General features: G+C 64.6%; 18 protein-coding genes. 10 read left to right on the top strand and 8 right to left on the bottom strand.

Annotation, left to right across the window (positions count from 1 at the left end; genetic code table 11):
• The first annotated feature begins 57 nt into the window (after positions 1-57).
• Positions 58-1,269 (top strand): hypothetical protein, encoded by a 1,212-nt coding sequence (locus MUN81_RS19420; RefSeq protein WP_245113540.1) that lies wholly within the window; start codon positions 58-60, stop codon positions 1,267-1,269.
• Positions 1,270-1,291: 22 nt separating this feature from the next.
• Here the strand turns inward: MUN81_RS19420 and MUN81_RS19415 are convergent, their stop codons facing one another.
• From MUN81_RS19415 to MUN81_RS19405, 3 genes are all read right to left on the bottom strand, one after another.
• Positions 1,292-3,967 (bottom strand): TonB-dependent receptor, encoded by a 2,676-nt coding sequence (locus MUN81_RS19415; protein ID WP_245113538.1) that lies wholly within the window; start codon positions 3,965-3,967, stop codon positions 1,292-1,294.
• A gap of 55 nt (positions 3,968-4,022) precedes the next feature.
• Positions 4,023-4,385, bottom strand: a complete 363-nt coding sequence (locus tag MUN81_RS19410) for a LysR family transcriptional regulator (protein WP_245113536.1) — start codon at positions 4,383-4,385, stop codon at positions 4,023-4,025.
• Between the two features lie 347 nt (positions 4,386-4,732).
• Positions 4,733-6,220: a hypothetical protein gene (locus MUN81_RS19405; RefSeq protein WP_245113535.1), complete on the bottom strand. Its 1,488-nt coding sequence runs from the start codon at positions 6,218-6,220 to the stop codon at positions 4,733-4,735.
• 449 nt (positions 6,221-6,669) lie between these two features.
• Between MUN81_RS19405 and MUN81_RS19400 the strand changes: the two genes are divergently transcribed.
• The 4 genes from MUN81_RS19400 (at position 6,670) to MUN81_RS19385 (ending at position 12,279) form a co-directional block, all read left to right on the top strand.
• Complete coding sequence (locus MUN81_RS19400) at positions 6,670-9,129, top strand: prolyl oligopeptidase family serine peptidase (RefSeq protein ID WP_245113533.1); 2,460 nt, start codon at positions 6,670-6,672, stop codon at positions 9,127-9,129.
• Between the two features lie 139 nt (positions 9,130-9,268).
• A complete protein-coding gene (locus MUN81_RS19395) occupies positions 9,269-10,393 on the top strand; it encodes an acyltransferase (RefSeq protein ID WP_245113531.1) in 1,125 nt (374 codons plus the stop codon).
• A 39-nt stretch (positions 10,394-10,432) separates the two neighbouring features.
• The gene (locus MUN81_RS19390) at positions 10,433-10,834 is read left to right on the top strand and encodes an NUDIX domain-containing protein (RefSeq protein WP_245113530.1); all 402 of its coding nucleotides are present in this window, start codon (positions 10,433-10,435) and stop codon (positions 10,832-10,834) included.
• Positions 10,835-10,938: 104 nt separating this feature from the next.
• Positions 10,939-12,279 carry a sorbosone dehydrogenase family protein gene (locus MUN81_RS19385; RefSeq protein WP_245113528.1) on the top strand — a complete coding sequence of 447 codons (1,341 nt, stop codon included), beginning with the start codon at positions 10,939-10,941 and terminating at the stop codon, positions 12,277-12,279.
• Between the two features lie 16 nt (positions 12,280-12,295).
• On the opposite strand, the gene MUN81_RS19380 is transcribed toward MUN81_RS19385, so the two are convergent.
• Positions 12,296-13,435 carry a hypothetical protein gene (locus MUN81_RS19380; protein WP_245113526.1) on the bottom strand — a complete coding sequence of 380 codons (1,140 nt, stop codon included), beginning with the start codon at positions 13,433-13,435 and terminating at the stop codon, positions 12,296-12,298.
• A gap of 143 nt (positions 13,436-13,578) precedes the next feature.
• Here MUN81_RS19380 and MUN81_RS19375 point away from each other — a divergent pair, with 143 nt between their 5' ends.
• Entirely contained in the window at positions 13,579-15,705 is a 2,127-nt protein-coding gene (locus MUN81_RS19375; protein ID WP_245113524.1) for a prolyl oligopeptidase family serine peptidase, read from the top strand.
• Between the two features lie 69 nt (positions 15,706-15,774).
• Here the strand turns inward: MUN81_RS19375 and MUN81_RS19370 are convergent, their stop codons facing one another.
• Together MUN81_RS19370 and MUN81_RS19365 are read right to left on the bottom strand one after the other, a co-directional pair.
• Complete coding sequence (locus MUN81_RS19370) at positions 15,775-16,692, bottom strand: pirin family protein (protein ID WP_245113521.1); 918 nt, start codon at positions 16,690-16,692, stop codon at positions 15,775-15,777.
• 45 nt (positions 16,693-16,737) lie between these two features.
• Positions 16,738-18,720, bottom strand: coding sequence for a gliding motility-associated C-terminal domain-containing protein (locus MUN81_RS19365; protein WP_245113519.1), 1,983 nt, complete (start codon positions 18,718-18,720; stop codon positions 16,738-16,740).
• A 110-nt stretch (positions 18,721-18,830) separates the two neighbouring features.
• On the opposite strand from MUN81_RS19365, the gene MUN81_RS19360 reads away from it, so the two are divergent.
• Together MUN81_RS19360 and MUN81_RS19355 are read left to right on the top strand one after the other, a co-directional pair.
• Positions 18,831-19,766, top strand: coding sequence for an NmrA family NAD(P)-binding protein (locus MUN81_RS19360; RefSeq protein ID WP_245113517.1), 936 nt, complete (start codon positions 18,831-18,833; stop codon positions 19,764-19,766).
• Between the two features lie 137 nt (positions 19,767-19,903).
• A complete protein-coding gene (locus MUN81_RS19355) occupies positions 19,904-20,548 on the top strand; it encodes a DUF4142 domain-containing protein (protein WP_245113515.1) in 645 nt (214 codons plus the stop codon).
• Between the two features lie 142 nt (positions 20,549-20,690).
• Here MUN81_RS19355 and MUN81_RS19350 read toward each other — a convergent pair whose 3' ends face one another.
• Entirely contained in the window at positions 20,691-21,365 is a 675-nt protein-coding gene (locus MUN81_RS19350; RefSeq protein ID WP_245113514.1) for a T9SS type A sorting domain-containing protein, read from the bottom strand.
• 455 nt (positions 21,366-21,820) lie between these two features.
• On the opposite strand from MUN81_RS19350, the gene MUN81_RS19345 reads away from it, so the two are divergent.
• Together MUN81_RS19345 and MUN81_RS19340 are read left to right on the top strand one after the other, a co-directional pair.
• Complete coding sequence (locus MUN81_RS19345) at positions 21,821-22,399, top strand: hypothetical protein (protein WP_245113512.1); 579 nt, start codon at positions 21,821-21,823, stop codon at positions 22,397-22,399.
• Between the two features lie 115 nt (positions 22,400-22,514).
• Positions 22,515-23,228 (top strand): DoxX family protein, encoded by a 714-nt coding sequence (locus MUN81_RS19340; RefSeq protein ID WP_245113510.1) that lies wholly within the window; start codon positions 22,515-22,517, stop codon positions 23,226-23,228.
• Between the two features lie 27 nt (positions 23,229-23,255).
• Here MUN81_RS19340 and MUN81_RS19335 read toward each other — a convergent pair whose 3' ends face one another.
• Complete coding sequence (locus MUN81_RS19335; protein WP_245113508.1) at positions 23,256-24,326, bottom strand: hypothetical protein; 1,071 nt, start codon at positions 24,324-24,326, stop codon at positions 23,256-23,258.
• Positions 24,327-24,423: the final 97 nt, after the last annotated feature.

Here is a 24,423-nt window from a genome sequence, read left to right as displayed (position 1 = left end):
CGATGACAGGAGCGGTACAAGGGCAACGGACGAGGTTTTTCCCTCATCTACTTTGCCATGATGAAAACACTCTTTCTCGCGCTGGGCCTCTGCGGCCTGCTGGCGCCGGCCCGTGCGCAGGACACTACCCTCACCCGCCTGCTGCGCACCAACGCCTACCCCCTCACCGCCACGGGCGCGCAGCTGGCCGGCACGGGCTGGGATAAGCTGCGCGCCAGCATTGCCGAAAGCCAGATGGTGCTGGTGGGCGAAGACCACGGCATGGCCCAGATTCCGCAAATCACCCAAGCGGTGGCGCGGGTATTGCAACCGACGGCCTTCGTCACCGAAATCGACCGCTATCAGGCCCGTGCGCTCACCCGCCTCACGGCCGCGCCGGGCTTCCCCACGGCCTACCTGAAGGCCAGCCCCGGGGCGCTGTCGTTCTTTAGCTGGCGCGAGGAATACGAGCTGGCGCAGCAGCTGCGAACGCAAAAGGCCCAGTTTATTGGCATCGAGCAGGTGGGGATTTTCACCCTGGGCCGCTTTTATGAGCAGCTGGCCGGGCTGGTGAAAAGCAAGCCGGCCCGAGCGTACCTGCAGCGGGAGGGCGCGGCGTATCAGCAGCACGACAACGCCCAGTTTCGCAGCGGCGGCCAGGCCTACAGCATACTGGGCCAACGGCAATCGGCCCTCGATAGCCTCGAAACCCTCACCCGCGCCGAAAGCCCGGAGGTGCGCCGCATGGTGCAGGACTACCTGCTCAGCTCCCGCATCTACCGCAATCAGGTGAAGGGCTTTGGCAATCATCAGGCCCGCATCAACCTCATGAAGCGCAACCTGCTGGAGGCCCTGCGGCCGCTGGCGCCGCAGCCGGGCCAGCCGCTGCCCAAGCTGCTCTTCAAGTTCGGGGCCAGCCACATGGCGCGGGCCCTGAGCCCCTGGGCCGGCATCACCGACGTGGGCAACCTAGCGCTGAACCTGGCCGATGCGCAGGACGCCAAGTCGCTGCACCTGCTGGTGATGGGCAAGCAGGGCACCCAGGTGGGCAGCTTCAACCCCGACGACCCCACCAAGAACGTGGTGCCGTTCGACCTCACCAAAGAGCCTTTCATGAAGCCGTTTGCTGACCTAGCTACCGGCCCGGGCTGGCAGGTGTTCGACCTGCGCCCGGCCCGCCGGGCCCTGCTGCGCGACAAGCTGGAGGTGGCCGACCAGTTGCTGGAAAACATTATTCTGGGCTACGACTACATCGTCGTCATTCCCACTGCCACCGCCAGCCGGGGCTAGCCTCGGCCGGGGACCGGGCTGATTACAGCAGCGCGTAGGTCACCGACAGATAGTATAGCCCGCCCACGCTGGGCCCACCCAAATACGACACGTAGTACTGGTTGAGCACGTTGCTGGCGCCGAGCTTGACGCGCAAGTTCGGCGCTGGCACGGCGTAGCTGAGCTGGGCGTCGAGGGTGTGGTAGGCGGCCACTTCGCCGTTCACCAAAAAGGTTTGCGAGTAGTAGCCTTGTTGCCAGCGGTAGTTCAGGCCGAAGCCGACGTTGCGGTAGGCGTTTTCGTTGGCCAGGCTCAGGTTGTAGGCCCAGCGCGGCGTGTTGAAACCGTCTTCGAGGCCGTCGCTGGTGTCGCTGCGGTCGAGGCGGGTGTAGGTGGTGTTGGCGCCGGCCAGGTAGCCGCCGGGCAACTCGTAGCACAGGCCCAGCGAGCCGCCGTAGTTGTACACCTGGCTCTGGGAATTGGTCCAGAGGCGGTAGCGAGCCTGCCCGGCGCGGGTATTCAGGGCCGTGGCCACGGTGCCGAGGTCGGCGCTCACGAGGGGTGCGCTGCTGCTGGTTTGGGGCACGTAGGCTTCTACCTGGGCAATGAAGTCGCGATAAGCATTATAGTAAAAGTCCACGTCGGCCAGCAGGCGGCCGCTAGGGCCCAGCGCGGCCTTATAGCCCAGCTCCAGCGAGCGAATGTGCTCGGGCCGGAGGTAGGTGTAGGGGTTTTTTACCAGTAGATTTTGGTTTTGCTGCACGGCTAGTTGCGTTTTCTGGGCGGGCGTGAGCGTGGTCGAGGCGTTTGCGTTGGCCGCGTCGGTCACGGCTTTGGTAAACAAGTCGATGCTGCTGCGCAGGTAGCTGTTTTCAAACACCCCGTCCGACATCACCCGCAGCCCGCCAATGCGTTTCACCTGCCCGCTGTTCACGTTCGAAAACCCCTCAAACAAGCTCGGAAACCGATAACCCGTCTGGTAGCTCAGCCGGAAATTCTGCCGCTGTGTGGGCGAATAAACGGCCGTAAAGCGTGGGTTGAATTTCACGTCGAAGTAGTCGTTTTTGTCGGCGCGCAGGGTGGCCGTTAGCCGCAGCTTGTCGGCCAGCAAGCGGCCGCCGGCCTGCACGAAGCCGCCGGTTTTGGAATAGGTGAGGTTGTCGGCGAGCGGGTCTTTGCCGGGGTTGGGATTGATGAAGTAGTTGCCGTCGGGCACCACCACGTAGGTGCGGTGGTCGGCGCCGGCCAGCAGGTCGAGGCGGGTGGGGAAGGGGTGGCCGCCGCGACGCAGGGCCTCGGCCAGGTTCACCTGGGCTTCGGCGTGAGCCAGGGCGGCGCGCACGCGCAGGGCCGCGCCCACGTCCCAGTTGTTGATATCCTGCAACTCACTCAATTTCTGCCCAAATAAGGCCGTGCCGGGCTGGTAGCGGCCGGCGTCGGCAGCGGCGCGGGCCGCGGCCTGGGCCTGCGCCACCGGCTGGCCGGCCCGCACGGCGGCGTTCCAGGCGGCGGTGAAGTCGCGCTTCCACTGGTCGTCGGGCTTGAAGTTGCGGTCCAGGTTCTCGCCCATCGAGCGCAGGTTGTAGCTGCGGCCGGTGTTTTCCTGGGTGAGGTAGGCCCGCGCCTGCACCACCGGCGTGATGAGCTGCACGGCGTGCTGCTGCAAGAGGTAGCCCTGCAGCCGGAAGCGGTTCGAGCGCTGGTACACGTTATCGAAGCCGGCCACGCGGTAGGTGTAGCTCAGCTCGGCACCGGGCTTTGGCCGGTAGTGCAGGGCCGCGTCGGCCTTGATGGTGCGCAGGGTATAGTCAACCAGGTCCCGCTCGTCGTAGCCGGTGCGCGCCACCTGGTAGGTTTTGGTGCTTTGCGGGTCGGGCGAGCTGAGCAGGGCGAAGTTGCTGCGGTCCGACGACTCGTTGCCATAGCTGTTCACCGGGTCGCGGGCCGGGTTGTCGGCGCCCAGCAGGCCCACGTTGGCGTTGCCAGCCGGGTTGAGGTCAGTGGCATCCCGGGCCACCCAATCGTAGCCCCGCAGCAGCGTGCCGTTCACCTTAAAGGCGAGCTTATCGGCCAGCAGCACCCGGGCGTAGCGCAGGCTGGTTTCCGAGTAGGCCCGCGTGCCGGTGGCGGGGTCGCCCAGGTGGTTGAGGCCGGTTTTCTGCTGCACGCTCAGCCCTGCGGAGCGGAAGGGGTTGCGGGTGCTGAAATTGGCCAGCCCGTTGATGGCGTTCAGGCCGTAGAGGGCCGAGGCCGTGCCCGGTACCACTTCCACGCGTTCAATGTCGAGGTCGCTGGGCCCCAGCACGTTGCCGATGGGCCCGCCGATGTGCGGCGCCTGGTTGTCGATGCCGTCCACGAGCTGGGCAAAGCGCACGTTGGTGGTGTTAGCGAAGCCCCGGGCGTTTATCACCTTGAAACCCAGGCTGGGCGTGATGACCTGCACGCCCTTCAGGTGCTCGATGGCGTCGAAAAACGACGGGGCTGGCGTGAGGCGCAAAGCCCGGGCGCTGAGCTTTTCCACCGTCACCGGCGACTGCAGAAAGCCTTCCTCGACCCGCGAGGCCGACACCACCACCTCCTCCAGATTGAGCTTTTTGCGCGCGGTATCAGCGGGGGCGGTGGTCTGGGCACGGGCCACCGTCGCACTGCCCAATAATGCCAGCCAAACGAGCGGGAAACGGAAGCGGCGAAGCGCTGCGGGGGTAATGGAATGAGTCAAGCGAGCAGGGGTGAATCGGCGTTATGTTAGCGAAGATATAACGCTCCGCGGCCTGCTAACGCTCCTGCACGCGCTTTGTTTCGGCGGCCATGAATTCCTGAAAACGCTCCTGCAGCGCCCGGAATTCGGCAATGGCCGCCTGGCCGGCTTCGGTGACAATAGCGCCGCCGCCCTTGGTGCCACCGGTTTGGGTGGCCACCAGCGGGGTGCTGGCTTGTGCATTCATCGAGCTCACCAGGTCCCAGGCGCGCTTGTACGACATGCCCATGGCCTGTGCGGCCTTCGAGATGGAGCCCAGCGCGGCAATGTGCTCCAGCAGCTCCAGTCGCCCGATGCCAAGGAAGCGCCCGTCTTCGGTTTCGAACCACAGGCGGCCGTTGAGACGGTAGGTTTTGGTGGGCAGCAGCAGCGTTTTCATGGCGTAAAGATGCAGCGAGCGACAGCGCGGTGGCCAGTATCGTCATCGGCGGCATTGCCGGGACGCGGGAGGTGCTGGATTTTCGCACCGAGCACGACTTCCTGCCCGAAGTGAAAAGGAATTGACACGCAGGACGTCAACAAGGCCTTCGATAAGATGATGGACGAGGAGGTGCGCGTCCGCGACGTCATCGGCATGGCGTCGAGGACGGAAAAAGAGCAAAGCCGGCAGCTAGCTACCAGTCCACTGCGTCATCGCCAGTTCTTGCCGGGCTTCGCCGACGATGCAGCGCCCAATGCGCATTATCCAAAGCCGGACTGCCGCACTGTAGCAGCGGCACAACGGGCCTACCGCGCCAGCAGAACAGGGCGGGTTACGATGGTTTTCTTGCGGAAAAAATCCGCATAAGCACGGTTGCCCCAGTTGGCCGAGTCGGGGCTGATGTCGCCGTAGAGCAGTGTGATGCACGGCTCCGGCAAGGCCCGCACTTGCGGATGCAGCGTGGGGCTGTTGCGCAAATACTGGTAGCGGGCCGTGAGCTGCGCGTCGTAGCGCGCGGCCGTGCCGTGCAGCAGGTCGCGGTAGGCAAGCAGGGAGTTGTTGGTGCTCAGCCGGTGGCCGCCGCTGCGCAGGTGGTTGTCGTAGTCGGTGAGGAAGGTAAACGGCAGCCACGCCAGCAGCGCCCAACGCGCAAAGCCGGGCAATCGGAGCGAAACCGGGCCGCCTGCGCGGCCAACGGCGAAGGCCACCCAGGCATACACGGCCAGCATCCAGCACAATAGGAAGCACATGTACAGCTCATTCAGCGCCCGTAGCGGCGCCGGGGCTGTGCGCACCCAGAAGCTGGGAAACAGGCCGGCCACCAGGAAGGCGGGCACCAGCAGCGTGAGCAGCCACGGGTGCCGGGTGAGGCGATTGAGGGGCAACTGGGGAAGCCGGGCCAGGCGAGCAAAGGCCGGCACGAGGAGCAGCGTCACTACCACCACCACGCCGTTGCCCAACCAGTTCAGCACACAATAGCCCGCAAACAGAAAGGTAGCCTGGACGCTGGCCACCAGGCCGGGCTGGCCAATCGGTGCACCGTGGAGGCGCATGGTATTGCCCGGCGCCAGAAAGGCCAGGGCGCAGCCGGCGCTCACCACCAGCGCGACGGGGAAGCCCACCAATCGTTTTTGCTCCCAGGACACAACCCCCGCCACGGCCCAGACCGTGAACAGCACCGGCACCGCCACGGTCTCGTTGCACCCCACCGTCAGAAACAGCAGCCCGGCGACCAGTCCGTGGTAATACAGGCGGGCCGCGGTGGTCGCGTGCGTCATGGCCGCCAGCGCCCCGACTGCCAAAAACAGCAGCAGCATGGGCAGCAGGTAGTTAAAGGTGGAGGTGAGCCAGTAGAATCCTTCGGCGGTGCTGGGCAAGTAGTACACGAGCAGCAGAAAAGCGCCCGCTCCCATTTGCCAGCATTGCCGAGCGGCAAACCCCGCACCTTGCAGGAGCCCGCGGAGCATGACCACCAGCGACACCAGCAGCAGCGCCAGCATCAGGCCGCACACCAGCTTGTATTCGAGGCCCAGCCGGCCGTAGGAAACCGGGTTGAAATAACTCCAGCCCACGACGGCCGTGTAGCGGCCCGACCACCAGCCGTACATGTAGCGCAGGTAGCCCAGGTGACCGTATTTCCGCACAGCGGTGGCTTGCAGGAAGTCATCGGCGGAGGGATGCGCGTACCAGCACAACCCAAAAAAAGGCAAAATGGCCAGCCAGATGCCGGCCTTGCCCACACCCAACAGCCAGCGTTGGAGGCGCAAGAGGTGCTTGGGCAGGAGCTGGGCCATCGGGGCAGGTCAACGAAATCATTCTGGCGCCGGAGCCCGACCCCGGACAAAGATGGAGCTTATTTGCCGAGCAGAATGCGATTTCTGCCTCTGGCGGACGGTTTCGGTGAGCTTACGCCGGCAGTGGTGCTCCCAGCAGCGCCTGCAGGTGCCGGGCAGCAAAAGCGCCCACGGCCCCCATGCCGTTGTTGAAAAGCAGGTACGCCCCGCGCACTTGCGGCGCAGCGCGTGCTTCATCCGCCACGCGGGCCAGCCATTCGCGGTTGTAAGCCGATTTATGCAGCTCCGGCCCGCCAGAGTCAAGGCCGGGCTTCCCGTTCCGAAGCCGCGTTGTTAGACTGACAAACCGTCTCGGCAGGCCCGAAAAATATGCCGGCCGGCACTTGCCCCGTGAGTACCTTTCGAGCGCGGCAGCGTTGCCGCCCGCTATTCCTTTTTCATTCCTGCGTATGAAAAAACTCCTGCTTTCCGCCACTTTTCTGCTCGCTGCCGCCTTGTCTCAGGCCCAGGATTTTCAATACAAAACCCCGCCCAAAGCCATTCAGGACCTGCTGCTGGCGCCGCCCACGCCGCGCCTGAGCCTGGCCTCCGACGGCCAGACCATGGCCCTGCTGCAGGTGCAGGACTTCCCCACCGTGGCCGAGCTGGCCCAGCCCGAGCTGCGCCTGGCCGGCCTGCGCTTCAACCCGCGCACCAACGGCCCCAGCCGGGTGAGCTACGCGGTGGGCATAAAGCTAAAAAAGCTGCCCAACGGGGCCGAAATCGACGTGAAGGGCCTGCCCGCGCAAGCCCGCATCAGCAGCCCCAGCTGGTCGCCCGACAATAAATCGATGGCCTTTGCCCTCACCACGCCCGGCTCCGGCACCGACGGTCGTGTGGAGCTGTGGGTGCTGGATGTGGCCTCGGCCACCGCGCGCCGCCTGCTGGCCCAGCCGCTGAACGACGCCTTTGGCAACTCCTTCGAGTGGGTGTCGGACAGCAAAACCCTGCTGGCCCGCACCGTGCCCGCCGGCCGCGGCGCCGCGCCTTCGGCCGATACCGCGCCCACCGGTCCGGCCGTGCAGGAAAGCGGCGGGGGCAAGAAATCGGGCGCCCGCACCTACCAGGATTTGTTGAAAAACCCGGCCGACGAGCGGCTGTTCGACTACTACGCCACGTCGCAGTTGGTGAAGGTGAGCCTGGCCGACGGTGCCGCGCAGCCCTTGGGCCAGCCCGGCATCATCCAAACGGCCTCGCCCTCGCCCAGTGGCCAATACGTGCTGGTGCGCACCCGCCACCGGCCGTATTCTTACCTGCTGCCCATCAGCAGCTTCCCGCAGCGCATCGACGTGCTCGACCTGGGCAGCGGCGCCGTGGTAAAAACCGTGGCCGACCTGCCCCTGGCCGACAACGTGCCCACCAACTTCGACGCCGTGGCCACCGGCCCGCGCGGCCACTCCTGGCGCGCCGATGTGCCCGCCACCATTGCCTACGCCGAGGCCCAGGACGGCGGCGACCCCAAAGTGAAAGCCGACATTCGTGATAAGGTGTATACCCTGGCCGCGCCCTTCACCGGTCCGGCGCAGGAGCTGGCCGCCCTGCCCATGCGCTTTGCCGGCCTCACCTGGGGCAACTCTACCCTGGCCCTGGCCGACGGCTACCGCTGGGCCGACCGCCACCAAACCACCTGGCAGCTGAACCCTAGCACCCCCAGTGGCCCGCTCACGGTGCTGTTCGATGGGTCGTCGCAGGACACGTACAAGAACCCCGGCACGCCCTACGAGCACCGCAACGCACAAGGCAAATTTGTGCTGCTCACGGGCGGCCCCAGCGGCCAGAGCATCTATTTGCTGGGCGAAGGCGCCTCGCCCGAAGGCGACCGGCCCTTCGTGGACGAGCTGGATTTGGCCTCGAAGAAAACCATCCGCTGGTGGCGTTCCGAGGCCCCGGTGTACGAGGTGCCGGTGGCCGTTCTCGACGCCAGCGGCAAGAAGCGCACGCTGCTCACCCGCCGCGAGTCCTTGACCCAAAACCCGAACTACTACCTGCGCGACGCCACCAAAAAGGACAAGCTGACGGCCATCACCAAGTTCCCGAACCCCTACGCGGCCTTCGGCGGCAGCTTTAAGAAGCAGGTGCTGCGCTACAAGCGCGCCGACGGCGTGGACCTCACGGCTGACCTCTACCTGCCCCAGAACTACAAGAAAACCGACGGCCCACTGCCCACGCTCATGGAAGCCTACCCCGTGGAATTCAAGGACAAGAACAACGCCGGGCAGGTGAGCGGCTCGCCCTACACCTTCACGCGGCTAAGCTGGGCCTCGCCCGTGTACTGGGTGACGCAGGGCTACGCCGTGCTGGCCAACGCCAGCATTCCGATAGTGGGCGAGGGCAGCAAAGAGCCCAACGACACCTACACCGAGCAGCTGGTGAGCAGCGCCAAAGCCGCCATCGACGAGGGCGCCCGTCTGGGAGTGGTCGACCCCAACAAGGTGGGCGTGATGGGCCACAGCTACGGCGCTTTCATGACGGCCAACCTGCTCTCGCACTCCAACCTGTTCAAGGCCGGCATTGCGCGCAGCGGCGCCTACAACCGCACGCTCACGCCCTTCGGCTTCCAGGGCGAGGAGCGCACCTTCTGGCAGGCGCCGGAGGTATACAACGCCATGTCGCCGTTCAACTACGCCGACAAAATCAAGACGCCCATCCTGCTCATCCACGGCGAGGCCGACAACAACTCCGGCACCTTCCCCATCCAGAGCGAGCGGTACTACGCCGCCCTGAAAGGGCAGGGCGCCACCGCCCGCTACGTGGTGCTGCCCGCCGAGGCCCACGGCTACGCCGCTCGCGAAAACCTGCTCCACATGCTCTGGGAAATGAACACCTGGCTGGACAAGTACGTGAAGGCGCCCGCGCCGCAGGCCAACTAGATTATTGCGTTGACGAAGGAACGTCATGCTGAGCGCAGCCGAAGCATCTCTACCGCAGCAGTAAATAAGTTACTTGTGCGGTAGAGACGCTTCGGCTGCGCTCAGCATGACGTTCTATTTTTGTGCAGGTTCCCTTCTCATGCAAATGCCCCAAAACAGCACCGCTGAGGCCCGGCGCGACTACTTTCCAGCCCTGACCGGCCTGCGCGCTGTGGCGGCCGGGCTGGTGCTGCTGCATCATTTCAATCCTTTTGCGCCGGAGCGGTTTGGCTGGCGCCTGCATAGCCTGGCGGCCGAAACGCACATCGGCGTCACGATTTTCTTCGTGCTCAGCGGTTTCCTCATTGGCTACCGCTACCTGGGGCGGCAGGTGGAGCTGCGCCGCTACTTCGCCAACCGCTTCGCCCGCATCTATCCGCTGTATTTCCTGCTCACCACGCTCACGTTTGCGGTGCTGCGCTGGCAGGGCAAGCCATTTTTTCTGGTTGAGTACCTGCTCAACATCACCTTCCTGCGGGGGCTGTTCGAGCAATACGTGTACACCGGCATCGGGCAGGGCTGGTCGCTCACGGTGGAGGAAATGTTCTACCTGTCGGCGCCGCTGGCGTTCTGGCTCGTTCGGCGCAACGCCCGTTGGCTGTGGGCATTGCCGCTGGCGCTGGTGGCGCTGGGTGTGGGCCTGGTGCTGCTGTGCCGGCTGCACCCGTGGCACGGCTTGTTTGGGTCTTTCGATTTCCTGTTTCAGTTCACCTACCCGGGCCGGGCGGTGGAGTTTTTCGTGGGCGTGGGGCTGGCGTGGGGGCTGCGGCGGGGCGCCAGCGCCTGGGCACCGGGCTGGCTGACGTATGCGGGCAGCGCGGGCGTGCTGCTGTGCCTGGGCGCCCTGAGCCTGCTGCACGGCCCGCAGGTCGGCGCGTTTGGGGTGCTGCGGCCGGCGGGCATGTTCATCAACAACGCGCTGCTGCCGCTGCTGGGCGTGGGGCCGCTGCTGTGGGGCCTGGTGCAGGAGCAAACCTGGCTCGGGCGGTTGCTGAGTTCGCGCCCGCTGCTGCTGCTGGGCAAAAGCTCCTATGCTTTCTACCTCATTCACATGGGCGTGCTGCAAGAGTTGCTACAGCAGCGGCTGGGCAGCACCGGGCTGACGGTGCTGGCGCTTTACGGCTTGTCCATTGGGCTGTACTGGCTGATTGAGGAGCCCCTCAACCACTGGCTGCGGCGTGCGCTCGGCCGTCCGGCGGCACCCGCACCCGCACTGGACCATTGAGGTGGGGCAACAATCCAAGCAATTCCTGCCATCCTTTTTATGCCCCTGATTGACAAAATAGCCTGGTTGCACCTGCGCGACGGCCAGGTGCTGAGCACCCGCAGCCGCGGCAAAGACCGATACTATTTCCCCGGCGGCAAGCGCGAAGCCGGCGAAACCGACCAGCAAACACTGCTGCGCGAAATCCGCGAGGAGCTGACCGTCGACCTGGACTCCGCCAGTCTGGAATACGCCGGCACCTGGGAGGCCCCCGCCCACGGCCACGCGCCCGACGTGCTGGTGCGCATGGCTTGCTACTACGCCCGCTACGCCGGCACGCTGCAGCCCGCCGCCGAAATCGAAGAAGTGCGCTGGCTTACCTACCGCCACCGTGCCGAAGTGTCGGCCGTCGACCAGCTCATCTTCGACTGGCTGCGGGGCCGCGGGCTGCTGGCGGAGTAGGCCAGCCCGCGCGGGGGCGCGGCAACCAATTTTCGGAGGCGAAGTAAAAAAGCACTGCCGAGCGGCCGGGATTTCCTGGTTGCCGCTGCTTACTCCTTCCCCTGATGCACAACACTCACCCTCTGCTACTGGCGGGGCTGGCCCTGCTGGCTGCCTGCGGCGGCCCCAGCAAAGAAGAAAAGCAGGACGCCCAGGCCAACACGCCGGCCCAAACCGTGCAAACGCCCGCCGCCCAGGCCGTGCGCCTGCCCGCGCCCTACGCCACCAAATCGGTAAGCCACCGCGTGGAAATTGTGCCCTGGCCCGCCGGCCGCACGCCCACCGCGCCCGCCGGCTTTGCCGTGGCCGAGTACGCCGGCCAGCTCGACAGCCCGCGCTGGCTGTACGTGGCCCCCAACGGCGACGTGCTGGTGGCCGAAGCCAGCACCATTCCGCTCACGATGACCAAGAAAGTGGCCGCCGAGCTGAAGTTGGACAAATCCCGCTCCCTGCGCGACCACAGCGCCAACCGCATCACGCTGCTGCGCGACACCAACCACGACGGCCGCCCCGACCTGCGCACCACCTTCCTGGCCGACCTCAGCCAGCCCTTCGGCATGCTCATTCTGGGCAACAGCTTCTACGTGGCCAACACCGACGGCGTGCTGCGCTTCCCCTACCAGCCGGGCGCCACCAAAATCACGGGCTCGGGCCAGCGCATACTGGGCCTGCCCAAGGGCGGTTACAACAATCATTGGACCCGCAACCTGTTGGCCAGCCCCGACGGCGCCAAGATTTACGTGACCGTGGGTTCGAGCAGCAACGTGCAGGAGCACGGCACCGCCGAAGAAGTGCGCCGGGCCAACATCCTGCAAATCAATCCCGACGGCACCGACGAGAAGGTGTATGCCAGCGGCCTGCGCAACCCCATCGGCCTGCAGTGGCAGCCCGGCACCGGCGCCCTCTGGACGGTGGTGAACGAGCGCGACGAGTTGGGCGACGAGTTGGTACCCGACTATTTCACCAGCGTGAAGGAAGGCGGGTTCTACGGCTGGCCCTACGCCTACTACGGCCAGAACGAAGAGCCCCGCCGCAAAAACGAGCGGCCCGATTTGGTGCAAAAATCCCTGGTGCCCGATGTGCCCCTGGGCGCCCACGTAGCCGCCCTCGGCCTGACCTTTTATGACAAGGACGCCTTCCCGGCCAAGTACCGCAATGGCGCCTTCATCGGCGAGCACGGCTCCTGGAACCGCTCGCAGTACTCGGGCTACAAAGTGGTATTCGTGCCTTTTGCCAACGGCAAGCCCAGCGGCCCGCCCGAAGATTTTCTGACCGGTTTCCTGGCCGGCGGCGACTCGAAAGAGGCCTACGGCCGCCCCGTGGGCGTGACCACCCTGTCCGACGGCTCCCTGCTGGTGGCCGATGACGCAGCCGATAAAATCTGGCGCGTAAGCGCCAAACCGTAGCGAAGCAAAATGCCGCTCAATACACCGGCTTGCGCAGGGTATACCGGAACTGCTTGCTCGCCGTGTCGAGGTAGAAAGCCGCGTGCGCACCCGTTTCCGTCTCAAAAACAATCTTGACCTCGGTGGGGCGCTGTGGGGCCCGGAAGGGGGCCATCTGGCGCAGCTTCAATAGCTGGAGTTGCGTGGGCTGGTCGCGCGGCACCACGGCCAGCTGGCGGTGAGTTTCGTCGAATAGATAATAGGCGTGCGTTTGGGGGAGGTAGCGGGCCAGTATTTGGGAGCCCAGGCCGGCCTCGATGCTTTCGAGGGTGAAGGTTTTGAGCACGCGGCCGCTGGCGTCGAGCAGGGTGGCGTTGGGGCCGCGCAGGGGCACGTCCTGGCCGCGGCGGTCGTAGCCGGCGCCGTATTCCACCAGCGCCGTTTGGTCGTTGATGAGCAATGTGCCCAGAATGGTGCGACCGGGCTTTTCGAGCGACGTGACGTGGCCGTTGGCTTGCAGCAGCTCGGTGCTGCTGAGCAGGGTGCGGCCGTTGGCCGAAAGTGCCAGGAGCGAGTTGCAGCCGTCGGTCCAGCGGGCCAGGCCTTTGTGGCGCACGCGGCCCGTGGCGGCGTCGAGCAGCACCAGGGCTTGCCCGCCGGCGTCGCTTTCGGGTGGGTAGAAGCTGATTTCGAACGCCAGTGCGTTGAACGCGGGCAGGTAGCCCGCAAACGAAGGCGCCGTCACCTCGCTCTCCACCGTCAGGGCATCGCTGAAAAGAGCCTTAAAATCGGACTTTTTCAGCTGGCGCACGAACAGGGGCTGGCCGGTGGGCCGCAGCACGCGAAACGTATAAACGCCTTCAAAACCTCTGGCGATGCCGTTCTGGGTCGAGTCGGTGGGGTCAGTGCCGGGCAGGGGCGGGGGCAGGTAACGCAGCGGCCGGGCGCTGTCGGTGCGGGCCGTGGCCAACACCCGAAAATCCTCGGCGCCGATGCGCACCAGTGGCGGTGCCTGCACCGAATCGCCGAAGCCGGGCAGCAGGCGGTAGGGGAGGGCCGTATCGGGGGGAGCCAGCGGGGCGTCGGGTAGAACATCGGCCGGGGCGTGCCGGGGCGGGCGCGTGGCCGTTTCCTGCCGGCTGGCGGTGTTTTGGTCGCAGCTGGCCAGCAGCAACATTCCGGCAACAACGAAACCAACGCGCATAGGACAGCATTTAGGCAGATGAAGCAACAAAGTAACGCCCGCTGCCGACTATGCGCCCGCCCCGCCGGCGTCCGGTATGTGTTAATTTACCCGCATTATTTACCTAACGTCCCTCCATGAAAAGCAACTACGCTGCGCTGGCCGCCCTGCTGCTGAGCACCGTCGCTCAGGCCCAGGCGCCCATCAAAACGCTGCCTTACCCGCAGACGAAGAAGGTGGACACCGTGACCACCTACTTCGGCACCAAGGTGGCCGACCCCTTCCGCTGGCTCGAAAACGACCAGGCGCCCGACACCAAAAGCTGGGTGCAGGAAGAAAACAAGGTGACGCAGAACTACCTGGCCCAGATTCCCTTCCGCGAATCCATCCGCAAGCGGCTGGAAACGCTGTGGAACTACGAGAAGTACGGCGCGCCCTTCAAGGAGGGCAAATACACCTACTTCACCAAAAACACCGGCCTGCAAAGCCAGTCGGTGGTGTACCGCCAGTTGGGCGCCGATGGCAAGCCCGAAGTGTTTCTCGACCCCAACACCTTCTCGAAAGACGGCACCACGTCGCTGGCGGGCCTCAACTTCACCAAAGACGGCAGCCTGGCCGCCTACCAGATTTCGGAAGGCGGTTCCGACTGGCGCAAAGTCATCGTGCTGAACACGGCCTCCAAGGCCATTGTGGGCGACACGCTGAAGGACGTGAAGTTTTCGGGCCTGGCCTGGAAGGGCAACGAGGGCTTCTACTACAGCTCCTACGACAAGCCCAAGGCCGGCAGCCAGCTGGCCGGCAAAACCCAGATTCACAAGCTGTACTACCACAAGCTGGGCACCCCCCAGAGCACCGACAAGCTGATTTTCGGCGGCGAGAAAACGCCGCGTCGCTACATCGGCGGCAGCGTGACGGAAGACCAGCGCTATCTGGTGATTTCGGGGGCTAACACCACCACCGGCAACGAGCTCTACATTCAGGACCTGACCAAGCCCAATAGCCCCATTGTGCAGGTGGTCGACAATGAGAGAAACAACGTCGACGTCATCGACAACGTGGGCAGCAAGCTCTACATCTTCACCGACCTGGGCGCCCCCAACAACCGCGTGGTGACCGTGGACGCCGCCAACCCCAAGCCCGCCAACTGGAAAAACCTGATTCCGGAAACCCAAAACGTGCTGCACGTGAGCTCGGTGGGCGGCAAGCTCTTCGCCAACTACCTGAAAGATGCCACCTCGCTCATCGAGCAGTACGACATGACGGGCAAGAAGGAGCGCACCATCGCGCTGCCTTCGGTCGGCTCGGCCGGCGGCTTTGGCGGCAAGAAAGACGAGAAGGAAACCTACTACACCTTCACGTCCTACATCTACCCGCCCACCATCTTCAAGTACGACATTGCCACCGGCAAATCCACGGTGTTTAAGAAGGCCGGCGTGCAGTTCGACCCCAGCAAGTTTGAGTCGAAGCAGGTGTTTTATAATTCCAAGGACGGCACCCGCGTGCCCATGATTATCACCTACAAAAAAGGCACCGTGCTCAACGGCAAAAACCCCACGCTGCTCTACGCTTATGGCGGTTTCAACAGCAGCGTGACGCCTTCGTTCAGCACCTCCAACATTGTGCTGCTGGAGAACGGCGGCATCTACGCTGTGCCCAACATCCGGGGCGGCGGCGAGTACGGCGAGAAGTGGCACCTGGCCGGCACCAAGCTGCAGAAGCAGAACGTGTTCGACGACTTCATTGCCGCCGCCGAGTACCTGAAAGCCAACAAGTACACCGACACCGACCACCTGGCCATCTCGGGCGGCTCCAACGGCGGCCTGCTGGTGGGCGCCACCATGGCCCAGCGCCCCGACCTGGCCAAAGTGGCCTTCCCGGCCGTGGGCGTGATGGACATGTTGCGCTACAACGAGTTCACGGCCGGCGCTGGCTGGGCCTACGACTACGGCACGGCCAAAGATTCCAAGGAGATGTTTGAGTACCTCTACAAGTACTCGCCCTACCACGCCCTGCAGCCCGCCAGCTACCCCGCCACCATGGTGACCACCGCCGACCACGACGACCGGGTGGTGCCCGCGCACTCCTTCAAGTTTGCCTCGCGCCTGCAGGAAACCCAGAAAGGAACGGCCCCGGTGCTCATCCGCATCGAAACCAAAGCCGGCCACGGCGCGGGCCGCTCCACGGCCCAGGTCATCGGCGAGCAGACCGACAAATGGTCCTTCATGTTCCAGAACATGGGCGTGACGCCCTACCAGAACAACTAGCCCGCCGTGGCTAAACGCAAAAAAGGTCACGCCCACGGCGTGACCTTTTTTATTGGCAAAAATTGCGGTTCAGGACAAGGCCTGCGGCGCAGGCGACGAGCCGGCCGGTCGGCTTTTGTCCTGCGGCAGCGGCACAAATTCGGCGTTGTCGTTGGGCGGGAGGGCAATGCGGCCGGCCTGCCAGTCGGCCTTGGCCTGCTCGATGCGCTCGCGGCGCGACGACACGAAATTCCACCAGATGTACCGCTCGCCCAGGGGCTCGCCGCCCAGCAGCATGAGCGTGCTGGGCTCGCGCGCCACCAGCACCGGGTCTTGCCCCGGCGTGAACACCAGCAGCTGGCCCGCGGTGTAGGTGCGGCCGCCCACTTCCACGCTGCCCTTGGCCACGTAGGCGCCGCGCTCGGGGTAGCCGCGAGGCAGGCCGAAGCGGGCGCCTGCCTGCAGCACCACATGCAGGTAAAACAGCGGCGAATGCGTTTTGACGTCGTTTTTCAGCCCGAAGGCGTCGCCCGCAATCAGGCGCATCCACACGCCGGTGTCGGTGAAGATGGGCAGCTCCTGGGGCTGGTAGTTGGCGAAGGTGGGGGCTTGCTCTTCGTCGGCTTCGGGCAGGGCCACCCAGGTTTGTATCATTTCGAGGGCGCCGCCGGCCAGCGCGGCCGGGTCCTCAAACCGCTCGGAGTGGGCAATGCCGGAGCCGGCCGTCATCCAGTTCACCTCGCCGGGCCGAATAATTTGCTGCACGCCCAGGCTGTCGCGGTGCGTGACCTGCCCGCCAAACAGGTAGCTCACCGTGCTCAGGCCGATGTGCGGGTGGGGCAGCACGTCGAGGTTGGCCATTTGCGTGGGCGCCACGTCCACCGGCCCGGCGTGGTCCATGAAAATGAACGGGCCCAGCATGCGCCGCAGCCGGTAGGGGAGAATGCGCTTCACGTCGAACCCCGGCGCCAGAGCGGCCGGGCGGGCATCAATCACAAGGTCGAGCATGGCAATGCAGCAGTTAAATTAGAAGCAATATCGCGCCGTGGCAGCTCATCGCACCAGCTCAAACCAGCCCTTGTAGCGGGTACCATCGGGCAGTTGGCAGAAGTAGTAATACACGCCGGGTACATTGTTTTCGCCGTCGTAGGTATTGCGGTAGTTCGTTGACTGGTAAATCTGGCGGCCCCAGCGGTTGAAGATGGTGAGCGTGGCGTTGGGGTACTGTTCGATGTTCTCAATCACAAACCGGTCGTTCTGCCGGTCGCCGTTGGGGGTGATGACGTTGTAGAAGGACAGGCACCGGCTGTCGGGGCTGATGCGCAGCGCACCGATTGGGCACAGGGCCGAGTTCGGGGCTTCCACCCGCAGGGTCGTGCTAGCGCCTTTCACCACGTCCACCACCACGCTGTTGGTGCCTTGCCCGCTCACGATGGTGCCTTCGTCGATGCTCCATTGGTAGGCCACGACCGGGCCGTCTACGGTATAGCGCAGGCCGGTATTGTCGGCCCGGCAATACACGTTCGGACCCTTTATGAGCGGGCCGGGCACTACCGTAACGGCCTGCGTGGCTGCCACCGTGGGGCAGCCGCCCGGGGCAATGCCCTGGGCCGCCACGGTGCCCGGGCCGCTCGCAGTCCAGTTCACCTGCACCGTGCGGCCGGTCGCGGGGCCCACAATCTCGCCGCCGCGCACCGTCCAGCGGTACTGGCCAAACGCCGGCCCAAAGGCGGTGTACGTGCCGGTGCTCTGCACGCAGCGCACCGAGTCGCCGCGCACGCGGGTCAGCGGGGCATCGCCCACCACGGCGATGCGGAACACGCCGGCGATGCTTTTGCTGCCGCACACCTGGTCCGAAACCGTGACCAGCACATCGTAGGGCGCGGGGCGGGCCTGCCCGCAGCCGGCCGTGAGGTGGAACGCCGCCGTCACGGTGCCAATGCCCGTGACATCCACGGCGCTGTTGATGCTGCCCGGCACGCCGGCCCCGGCCTGGCCGTTTACGGTGGCATCGATGGGGCCGGCGCCGTCCAGCAGCACGCTGCGCACCGTCATCACGAGGGGCTGCAGGTCGGGGTCGGTGGCGGTGATGGTGAAGTCGAGGCGCTGGCCCTCGCGCACGGTGAAATCCTGCTGGGCCAGGCTGGCGGCACTGAACGCTGGAGCTTGGTTGGGCGCCACCGAGCAAACGCGGGCGGCAATCTGAATGTCGCGCCGCACCGTGCTCAGCAATATTTCCCGGCCATTCACCACGCGGTACTCCGACACGTCGATGGCCAGCAGGAAAACGCCCTGGCGCTGGCTCAGGTAGCGCGCCAGCCCGGTGCGGGCATCCAGCGCCACGTAGCCGTTGCTGCCAAATGGCTGGGCCACGCCGTAGCCCGGCGCGTACGTAACCGAAGCGCCCAAGCCGTTGCTATTGGGTGCCACAAAGGCGTAGCTCAGCCGGTCGCCGTCGGCGTCGTAGGCGTTGTTGAGCAGGGCGCTGGTATCGCCCACGCAGATAACGTTGAGGGCCGTGGTGGAGAAAACGGGGGAGGTGTTGGGAATGGATGGTGGCGTCATGTCCACCGAGAGCAACATAGACTGCTGCGTGGGGTTCTGCACGTTGGTGATGCCGGCGTTTCGGGCCGTGGCATTGTATGAGGCCTGGTAGCCCTCGCTCACCAGCGGCAGCTCCACGACGAGGGTATAAATGCCCAGTACTACTTCGGGTACCTGCACGGGGCAGCCCGGCACCGCGGGCGGCGTGATGCTCGTCATGCTGGTGTAGCCCACGGCCTGCTGCGTGAGCACCGGCATGCCCGCAGCGCGCGAGCTTACCAAAATGGTACTGGTAGCGCCGAGGTTCGAAGTAGCCGCATTCAGGTAGATGCGGGCGGTAATCTGGTAGCGGTAAGGAGTTTCCCGGGAGCCGTTCGCGTCCAGAAACTTGTAGCTCAACTCGCCGCCCACCAGATGGGTGGCCGCGGCTGGCAGCGTGCTCAGCAGCCACAACAGCACGCCCACGATACTGCGTAAATAAAAGCCTGACATAGCGGTTGGAAAAGAAAGGACAAGCAAGATACTCAGCAGCACGGTTGGCTGATGTTAACCGATGGCTGACCTTCCTGTTACCCAATCACCATCTTATACTCTTCTCTATTTTGACTCAGAATCAGCCTTCTTCCTCAACCAATGCCCCGCCGGCCGGCCCCGTGGCGCTGGCCGGCGCCACCGGCGACCTGGGCTTTCGCATTGCCCAGGCCCTGCTCCGGCGCGGGGCAGCCGTGCGGGCCCTGGTACGCCCCGGCAACACCAAACCCGAAACCACCGCTCTGCGCGACGCCGGCGCCGAAGTAGTGGAAGTGGATTTCAACAGCGTGACGGCCCTCACCGCCGCCTGTGCGGGGGCGGCCTGCGTGGTGTCGGCCCTTTCGGGGCTGCGCGAGGTGATTGTAGACGGCCAGAAGCGCCTGCTTGATGCCGCCGTGGCGGCGGGCGTGCCGCGCTTCGTCCCGTCCGACTTCTGCATCGACTACACCACACTGCCCGCGGGCAGCAACCGCAACCTCGACCTGCGCCGCGAGTTCAACCAGCGCCTCGACCAAGCCCCCATCCAGGCCACGTCCGTGCTCAACGGCATGTTCACCGACCTGCTCACCGGGCAGGCGCCGGTGGTGCTGTTTGGCCTCGGCCGGGTGCTGTATTACGGCGATGCCGACCAGCCGCTCGATTTTACCACCATCGACAATACCGCCGAATACACCGCCGCCGCGGCCCTCGACCCCGACACGCCGCGCTACTTGCGCGTGGCCGGCGAGGTGGCCAGCGCCCGCGGCCTGCAGCGCGCCGCCACCGAGGCCACCGGCCAGCCCTTCAAGCTGCTGCGGGCCGGCGGCCTGTGGGTGCTAGGCACACTCATCAAGGTGACGCGCACGCTGGCGCCGGCCCCGCAGGAGGTGTTTCCGGCCTGGCAGGGTATGCAGTATCTGCACAACATGTTTTCGGGCCGGCCCAAGTTTGCGCACCTGGATAATGCCCGTTACGCCGACATTCGCTGGACTTCGGTGCGGGAAGTGCTGGCCGCCCGCCAGGCATAGGCCGCGGCTAGCCGGCATAGGCGCGGCCGTAGAGAATGGGGGAGGGGCACCGCACGGTGAATAGGTAAATCGTTGTCCTTGGGGTCGGTGCTTGTCGTATATAGCCCATCATCCTCAACCCAATTCTGATGAAAACGATGAAAGCAATTCCCTCTTTTCTGCTGGCTGGCGTGTTTGCCCTAAGCGCAGCGTGCAGCAGCACCAGCACCAGCGGCACTTCCGAAACGGCCACCAGCAGCGCCGCCGACGCCCCAACCGGTGTCGCCACCACAACTACTCCGGATGCCAGCGCCGGCACCGCTGCCACCGACGCCAGCGCCGATGCCACGGCGTACATGAATTCCTTCGCCTCAATGTCGGACGCCGTGTTTCTGACAAATGCCGCCAGTAGCGACATGATGGAAATCCGGGCCGGCCAGATGGCCTCGCAAAAGGCCACCAGCGCCGAGGTGCGCAAATACGCCCAGATGATGGTGAGCCAGCACAACCAGTCCAGCCAAGAGCTCAAGGCCGTGGCCGCGCCGCTGGGCGTGAAAATGCCCGACGCCATGCTGCCCGTGCACCAAGCCCTGGCCGACCGCCTGATGAATAAGTCGGGCAAGAACTTCGACGAAACCTACATGGACCTCATGGAAACGGCCCACAAAATGGACGTGGCCATGTTTGAGGTGAAAAGCACCGCCGCCGAGTCGCCCAACGTGCAGGCCTTCGCCACCAAAACGCTGCCCGTGCTGCGCTCGCACTACGACATGGCCAACAGCCTGGAGAAAAAGGTAGACTAGGCGCGCCGCCTTCCCGCTGTGAAAATCACCCGGCCTGTGCATTTGCGTGGGCCGGGTTTTTTGTGGCTGCCGGGCACAAAAAAACGCCGCGAACCGGGCCCGGGCCCAGGTTCGCGGCGCTAGCCGGCAAAGATGCCGAAGCTTACTCGACCACCAAGCGGGTCGTTTGCACCTGGTCGGCGGTTTGCAGCTGCACCAGGTAGATGCCGGCAGCCAGGCCCTGCAGGGCCAATTCCTGATGCTGCGAGCCCACGCTCTGCTGCACCGGGGCCAGCTGGCGCACCGTCTGGCCCACCAGGTTCAGCACTTTAACCGTGGCCGTGGCGGCCTTGGCCAGGTCGTACACCACGCTCACGTTGCCGCTGGCGGGGTTGGGCGCCAAGGCCATGCGCAGCACGAAGTCGTTGCTGGTTTTGGCGGCCGTCACTATCGAAAACGAGTAAGCCCCGGTCTGGCTGTTGAAGCGCACCAAGTAGCGGCCGGCGGTGGGGATGACGATGTTGGGGCCGTCCTGCACGCCGGTGCCCGAGGGAAAGGCGGCGGCGCCCCAGTTGATGGTCCAGGCGTCGTTGGCCCGGAATTTCACTTCGTTCGAGCCCGTAGCGGCCGTCAGTTGCAGCGTGATGGTCCAGTCGTTGCCGCCGGCCACGGTGCGGGTCATGGGCGTCGAGGCGTCCCAGCCCGTCGTGTTGGTGGCCGTGCGGGGCGTAGCCGAGCCGATGATGCCCACCGTCGTGATAGTAGTCTGCGCCTTGCTCAGCGAGGCCGACAGCAGGAACGCGAAAAACAGGGTGGCTTTAAGAGTAAAATTTTGCATGCGTATTGGGGTTAAGGGTTGAGTAGGAATTTGTGTTTCAAAGCTACAACGTCTTATAATTCAGTGTATGACGTTAGGAGAAATTTTATTGTCGTGTAACTCAGCACGTTTGCGCTAACGTTTGCACAAAGTTGCCGATTCCAGCGGTTTCTGACGTCGGGCAAAGTCTGCTTTTAGCCTCGGTCAGCTCCTGCCGAACCCCTTATTTCGCTGGGCCGACTGCTGCCTGGTGAAGTGGCCTCGTTGCCACCAATTGCCACCTCATCAATGCTTCAACGCGTCCTCCTTTCCTACTATTTATTCTCTTTACATCAATTCTCTTTGAAATGCAAAGTTCTTTTTAATACTTTTGTGTCGTGCTTATTTGCTTGACGCACGGTGTAGGACGGCGTCGGGCCGTGTGCGCCGCCGGGGGCCCGGCGTTTTCCATCTTCTCACCTCTAATCGTTACCGCAATGCCTCTTTCCAAAAGCCTCCTCCTGGTGGCACTGGCCACGTTCGCCCTGCTGCTCATTCCGTTGGTGGCCATGCAGTTCAGCGCCGAAGTGCAGTGGACCTCGTTTGATTTTGTGGTGGCCGGCGGCCTGCTGTTTGGGGCGGGCAGCCTGTTTGTGCTGGTGGCGCGCCCGGCCAACAGCACCGCCTACCGGCTGGCGGCTGCCGTGGCCGTGGCCGCGGGCCTGCTGCTGGTGTGGGCCAATCTGGCTGTGGGGCTGGTGGGCAGCGAAGACAACCCCGCCAACCTGCTCTACGTGAGTGTGCTGGCGGTGGCTCTTGTTGGCGCCATTGCGGCGCGGTTCCGGCCGCAGGGCATGTCGCGGGCCATGTTCGGGGCCGCGCTGGCCTACGTGCTGGTCACCCTGATTGCGCTGTTTGTATGGAAACCCACCGGCGCGGCCGCCGAGCCTGGCGTGCAGCTGGCCAACGTGCTGGCGGCCAACGCCGCCTTTGCGGCCATGTGGGTGTTCTCGGGCTGGCTGTTCCGGCGGGCTGCGCAAGTCTCCGGCCCCCAGTCGGGCCACCGCCTGGCCTAACGGTCCTCCAAGAATACCTCGGCGGAAGTCCACGCCCGCAAGCCTACTTCCGTTTCGCTTTTTTCTACAAGGATGGCGCCCTGCTACGGCGCGCTTTTCTTGCCTTCGCAAGCCCATGAGCCTGGCTGTCTCTCTCGACCGCATTCATTCCCACGCCAAGCACAACCGCTGGATGCGGTATTGGGCAGTGTTTTGCCGGGTGGCCCTAGCGGCTGGCTTTCTGCCATCGGGGTTCATCAAAATCATGGGGGAGCGGTTCACGTCGCTGTCCGACAACCACCCGATGGGGCACTACCTGGAGGCGCTGTCGCACACCGGCTACTACTACACCTACATCGGCATCGCCCAGATGACGGCCGCCGCCCTGCTCCTGATTCCGGGCACTGCCGCGCTGGGAGCGGCGATGTACTTTCCTATCATTCTGAACATCTGCATTCTGTCATTGGCGGTGCGGTTTGAGGGCTCGCTCATTACTTCGCCCTTAATGGTGGTGGCCAACCTGTACCTGCTGTGTTGGTACTACGACCGGTTGAAGTTCATTTTGCCGTTCAACCAGCCGCCAGCGGCCACGCTTGCGCTTGCGCCCCGCAGCCAGCAGTTTCCCAAAGCCTTCTTTGCGGGGGCCGCCGCCACGGTGGCGCTGGTGGTGGGGCTGACTCGCCTGTACGACGTAATGCCCCGCAACACGCTGCGCGATTGCCGGTCGCAATTCAACAACAGCCGCCGAACCATTGCCGGCTACCGGTTTTGCGACTGCATTCACATCCAAGGCCAGCCGCTGGACCAGGCCTTGGAAACCTACCGCAAGACGCCCGACGACGCCCGCTGAAAGCAGCAATGCGGCGTCCGTGTTGCTTTAGAAGAAGCGGTACCGGTAGTAGCGGGTTTCGGTGGCGCCGTCGGGGCGGGTGATGATTTCACGCGCCAGCAGGCCATCGGGGCGGTAGGAGTAGGCGGTGATGGTAGCGCCGCCGCCCTCTTCGCGGCTTTGGGTGCTGGCAATGGCGCGGCCAGCGGCGTCGCGCTGGTAGGCCGTGCGCACGCCGTAGCCGGTGGCGAGCAGCAGTTGCCCTTTGCGGTTGTAGAGCAGCTTGAAGTCGGGCTTGAGCGTGCCCGGCTTGAGGCCGGCCACATAGTAGGTGAGGGCGTGGAAACCGTATTTGGAGCCGCCCAGCACGTAGCCGAGGGTTTCGGGGTGCTTCTCCACGTATTCCTGAGTTTCCTTCTCAAAAGTCACTTCTCCGGACTCTACCACATGCTTTTTCTCGATGCGGTAGTACCGGAACTTGGGCTCCCGGGGCCGCCCATTGGAAAAGGTAAGGTTGTCGGTGCGTTGCGTGTGCTTGCCCAGGCCCACGGTGAACTGCCGCTCCAGCTCGGTCAGGGTGCCTTGGGCATCGCGGGTTTCGACGTAGGTGGTGTCGTGGCGGATCCAGGTACGGATGCGGGTGAGGGGGTCCCACAGGCCGGTATCGGCGTTCCAGCGGGTTTTGCCGGCCAGCTCGGTGCCCTCGGCCACGTAGCGGGTGTGCTCGGTGGGCAGCCAGGCCAGGTCGGCGCGGCCGGTGTCGCGGCGCCCGCCGATGAGGTGGTAAGAAGTGCCCGCCACGGCTTGGCCCTTGGCGTTGTATTCCCAGTCGTTGCGGTAGGAGAGCACCCGCTCGGAGGCGCGCTCCTGCTGCACCATCCGGCCGTTGTGGTCGAAAAGCTGGTACTCGTTGAGGTGGCGGGCGGTAGTCACCTTGCCCTGGTCGAACGACTCGCTCTCCACAAACAGCTCCTTCACCCCGTGCTTGCGAAATAATGCCTCGCGCCGCACGCCATACACCAAGTCGTTATCGGCCGTTTCGTCCGACTCGCTGAGCGGGGCGCTGGCACCCATTAGCACCCCGGCGAGCAGCGTAAAGGCAAAAAGAGAAATTTTCATGGCGGCGCGGCAGAAACAAATCGGAGGCTCCGGTAAAGATACCGGGCGGCCCGGCTGGCGGCCGCCGGCCCGGGCCGTGCTCCGTGCGGTTGAGCCG

This window comes from Hymenobacter sp. 5317J-9 (assembly GCF_022921075.1).
GTDB lineage: Bacteria > Bacteroidota > Bacteroidia > Cytophagales > Hymenobacteraceae > Hymenobacter.
This window is presented reverse-complemented; position numbering and strand designations above follow the sequence as displayed.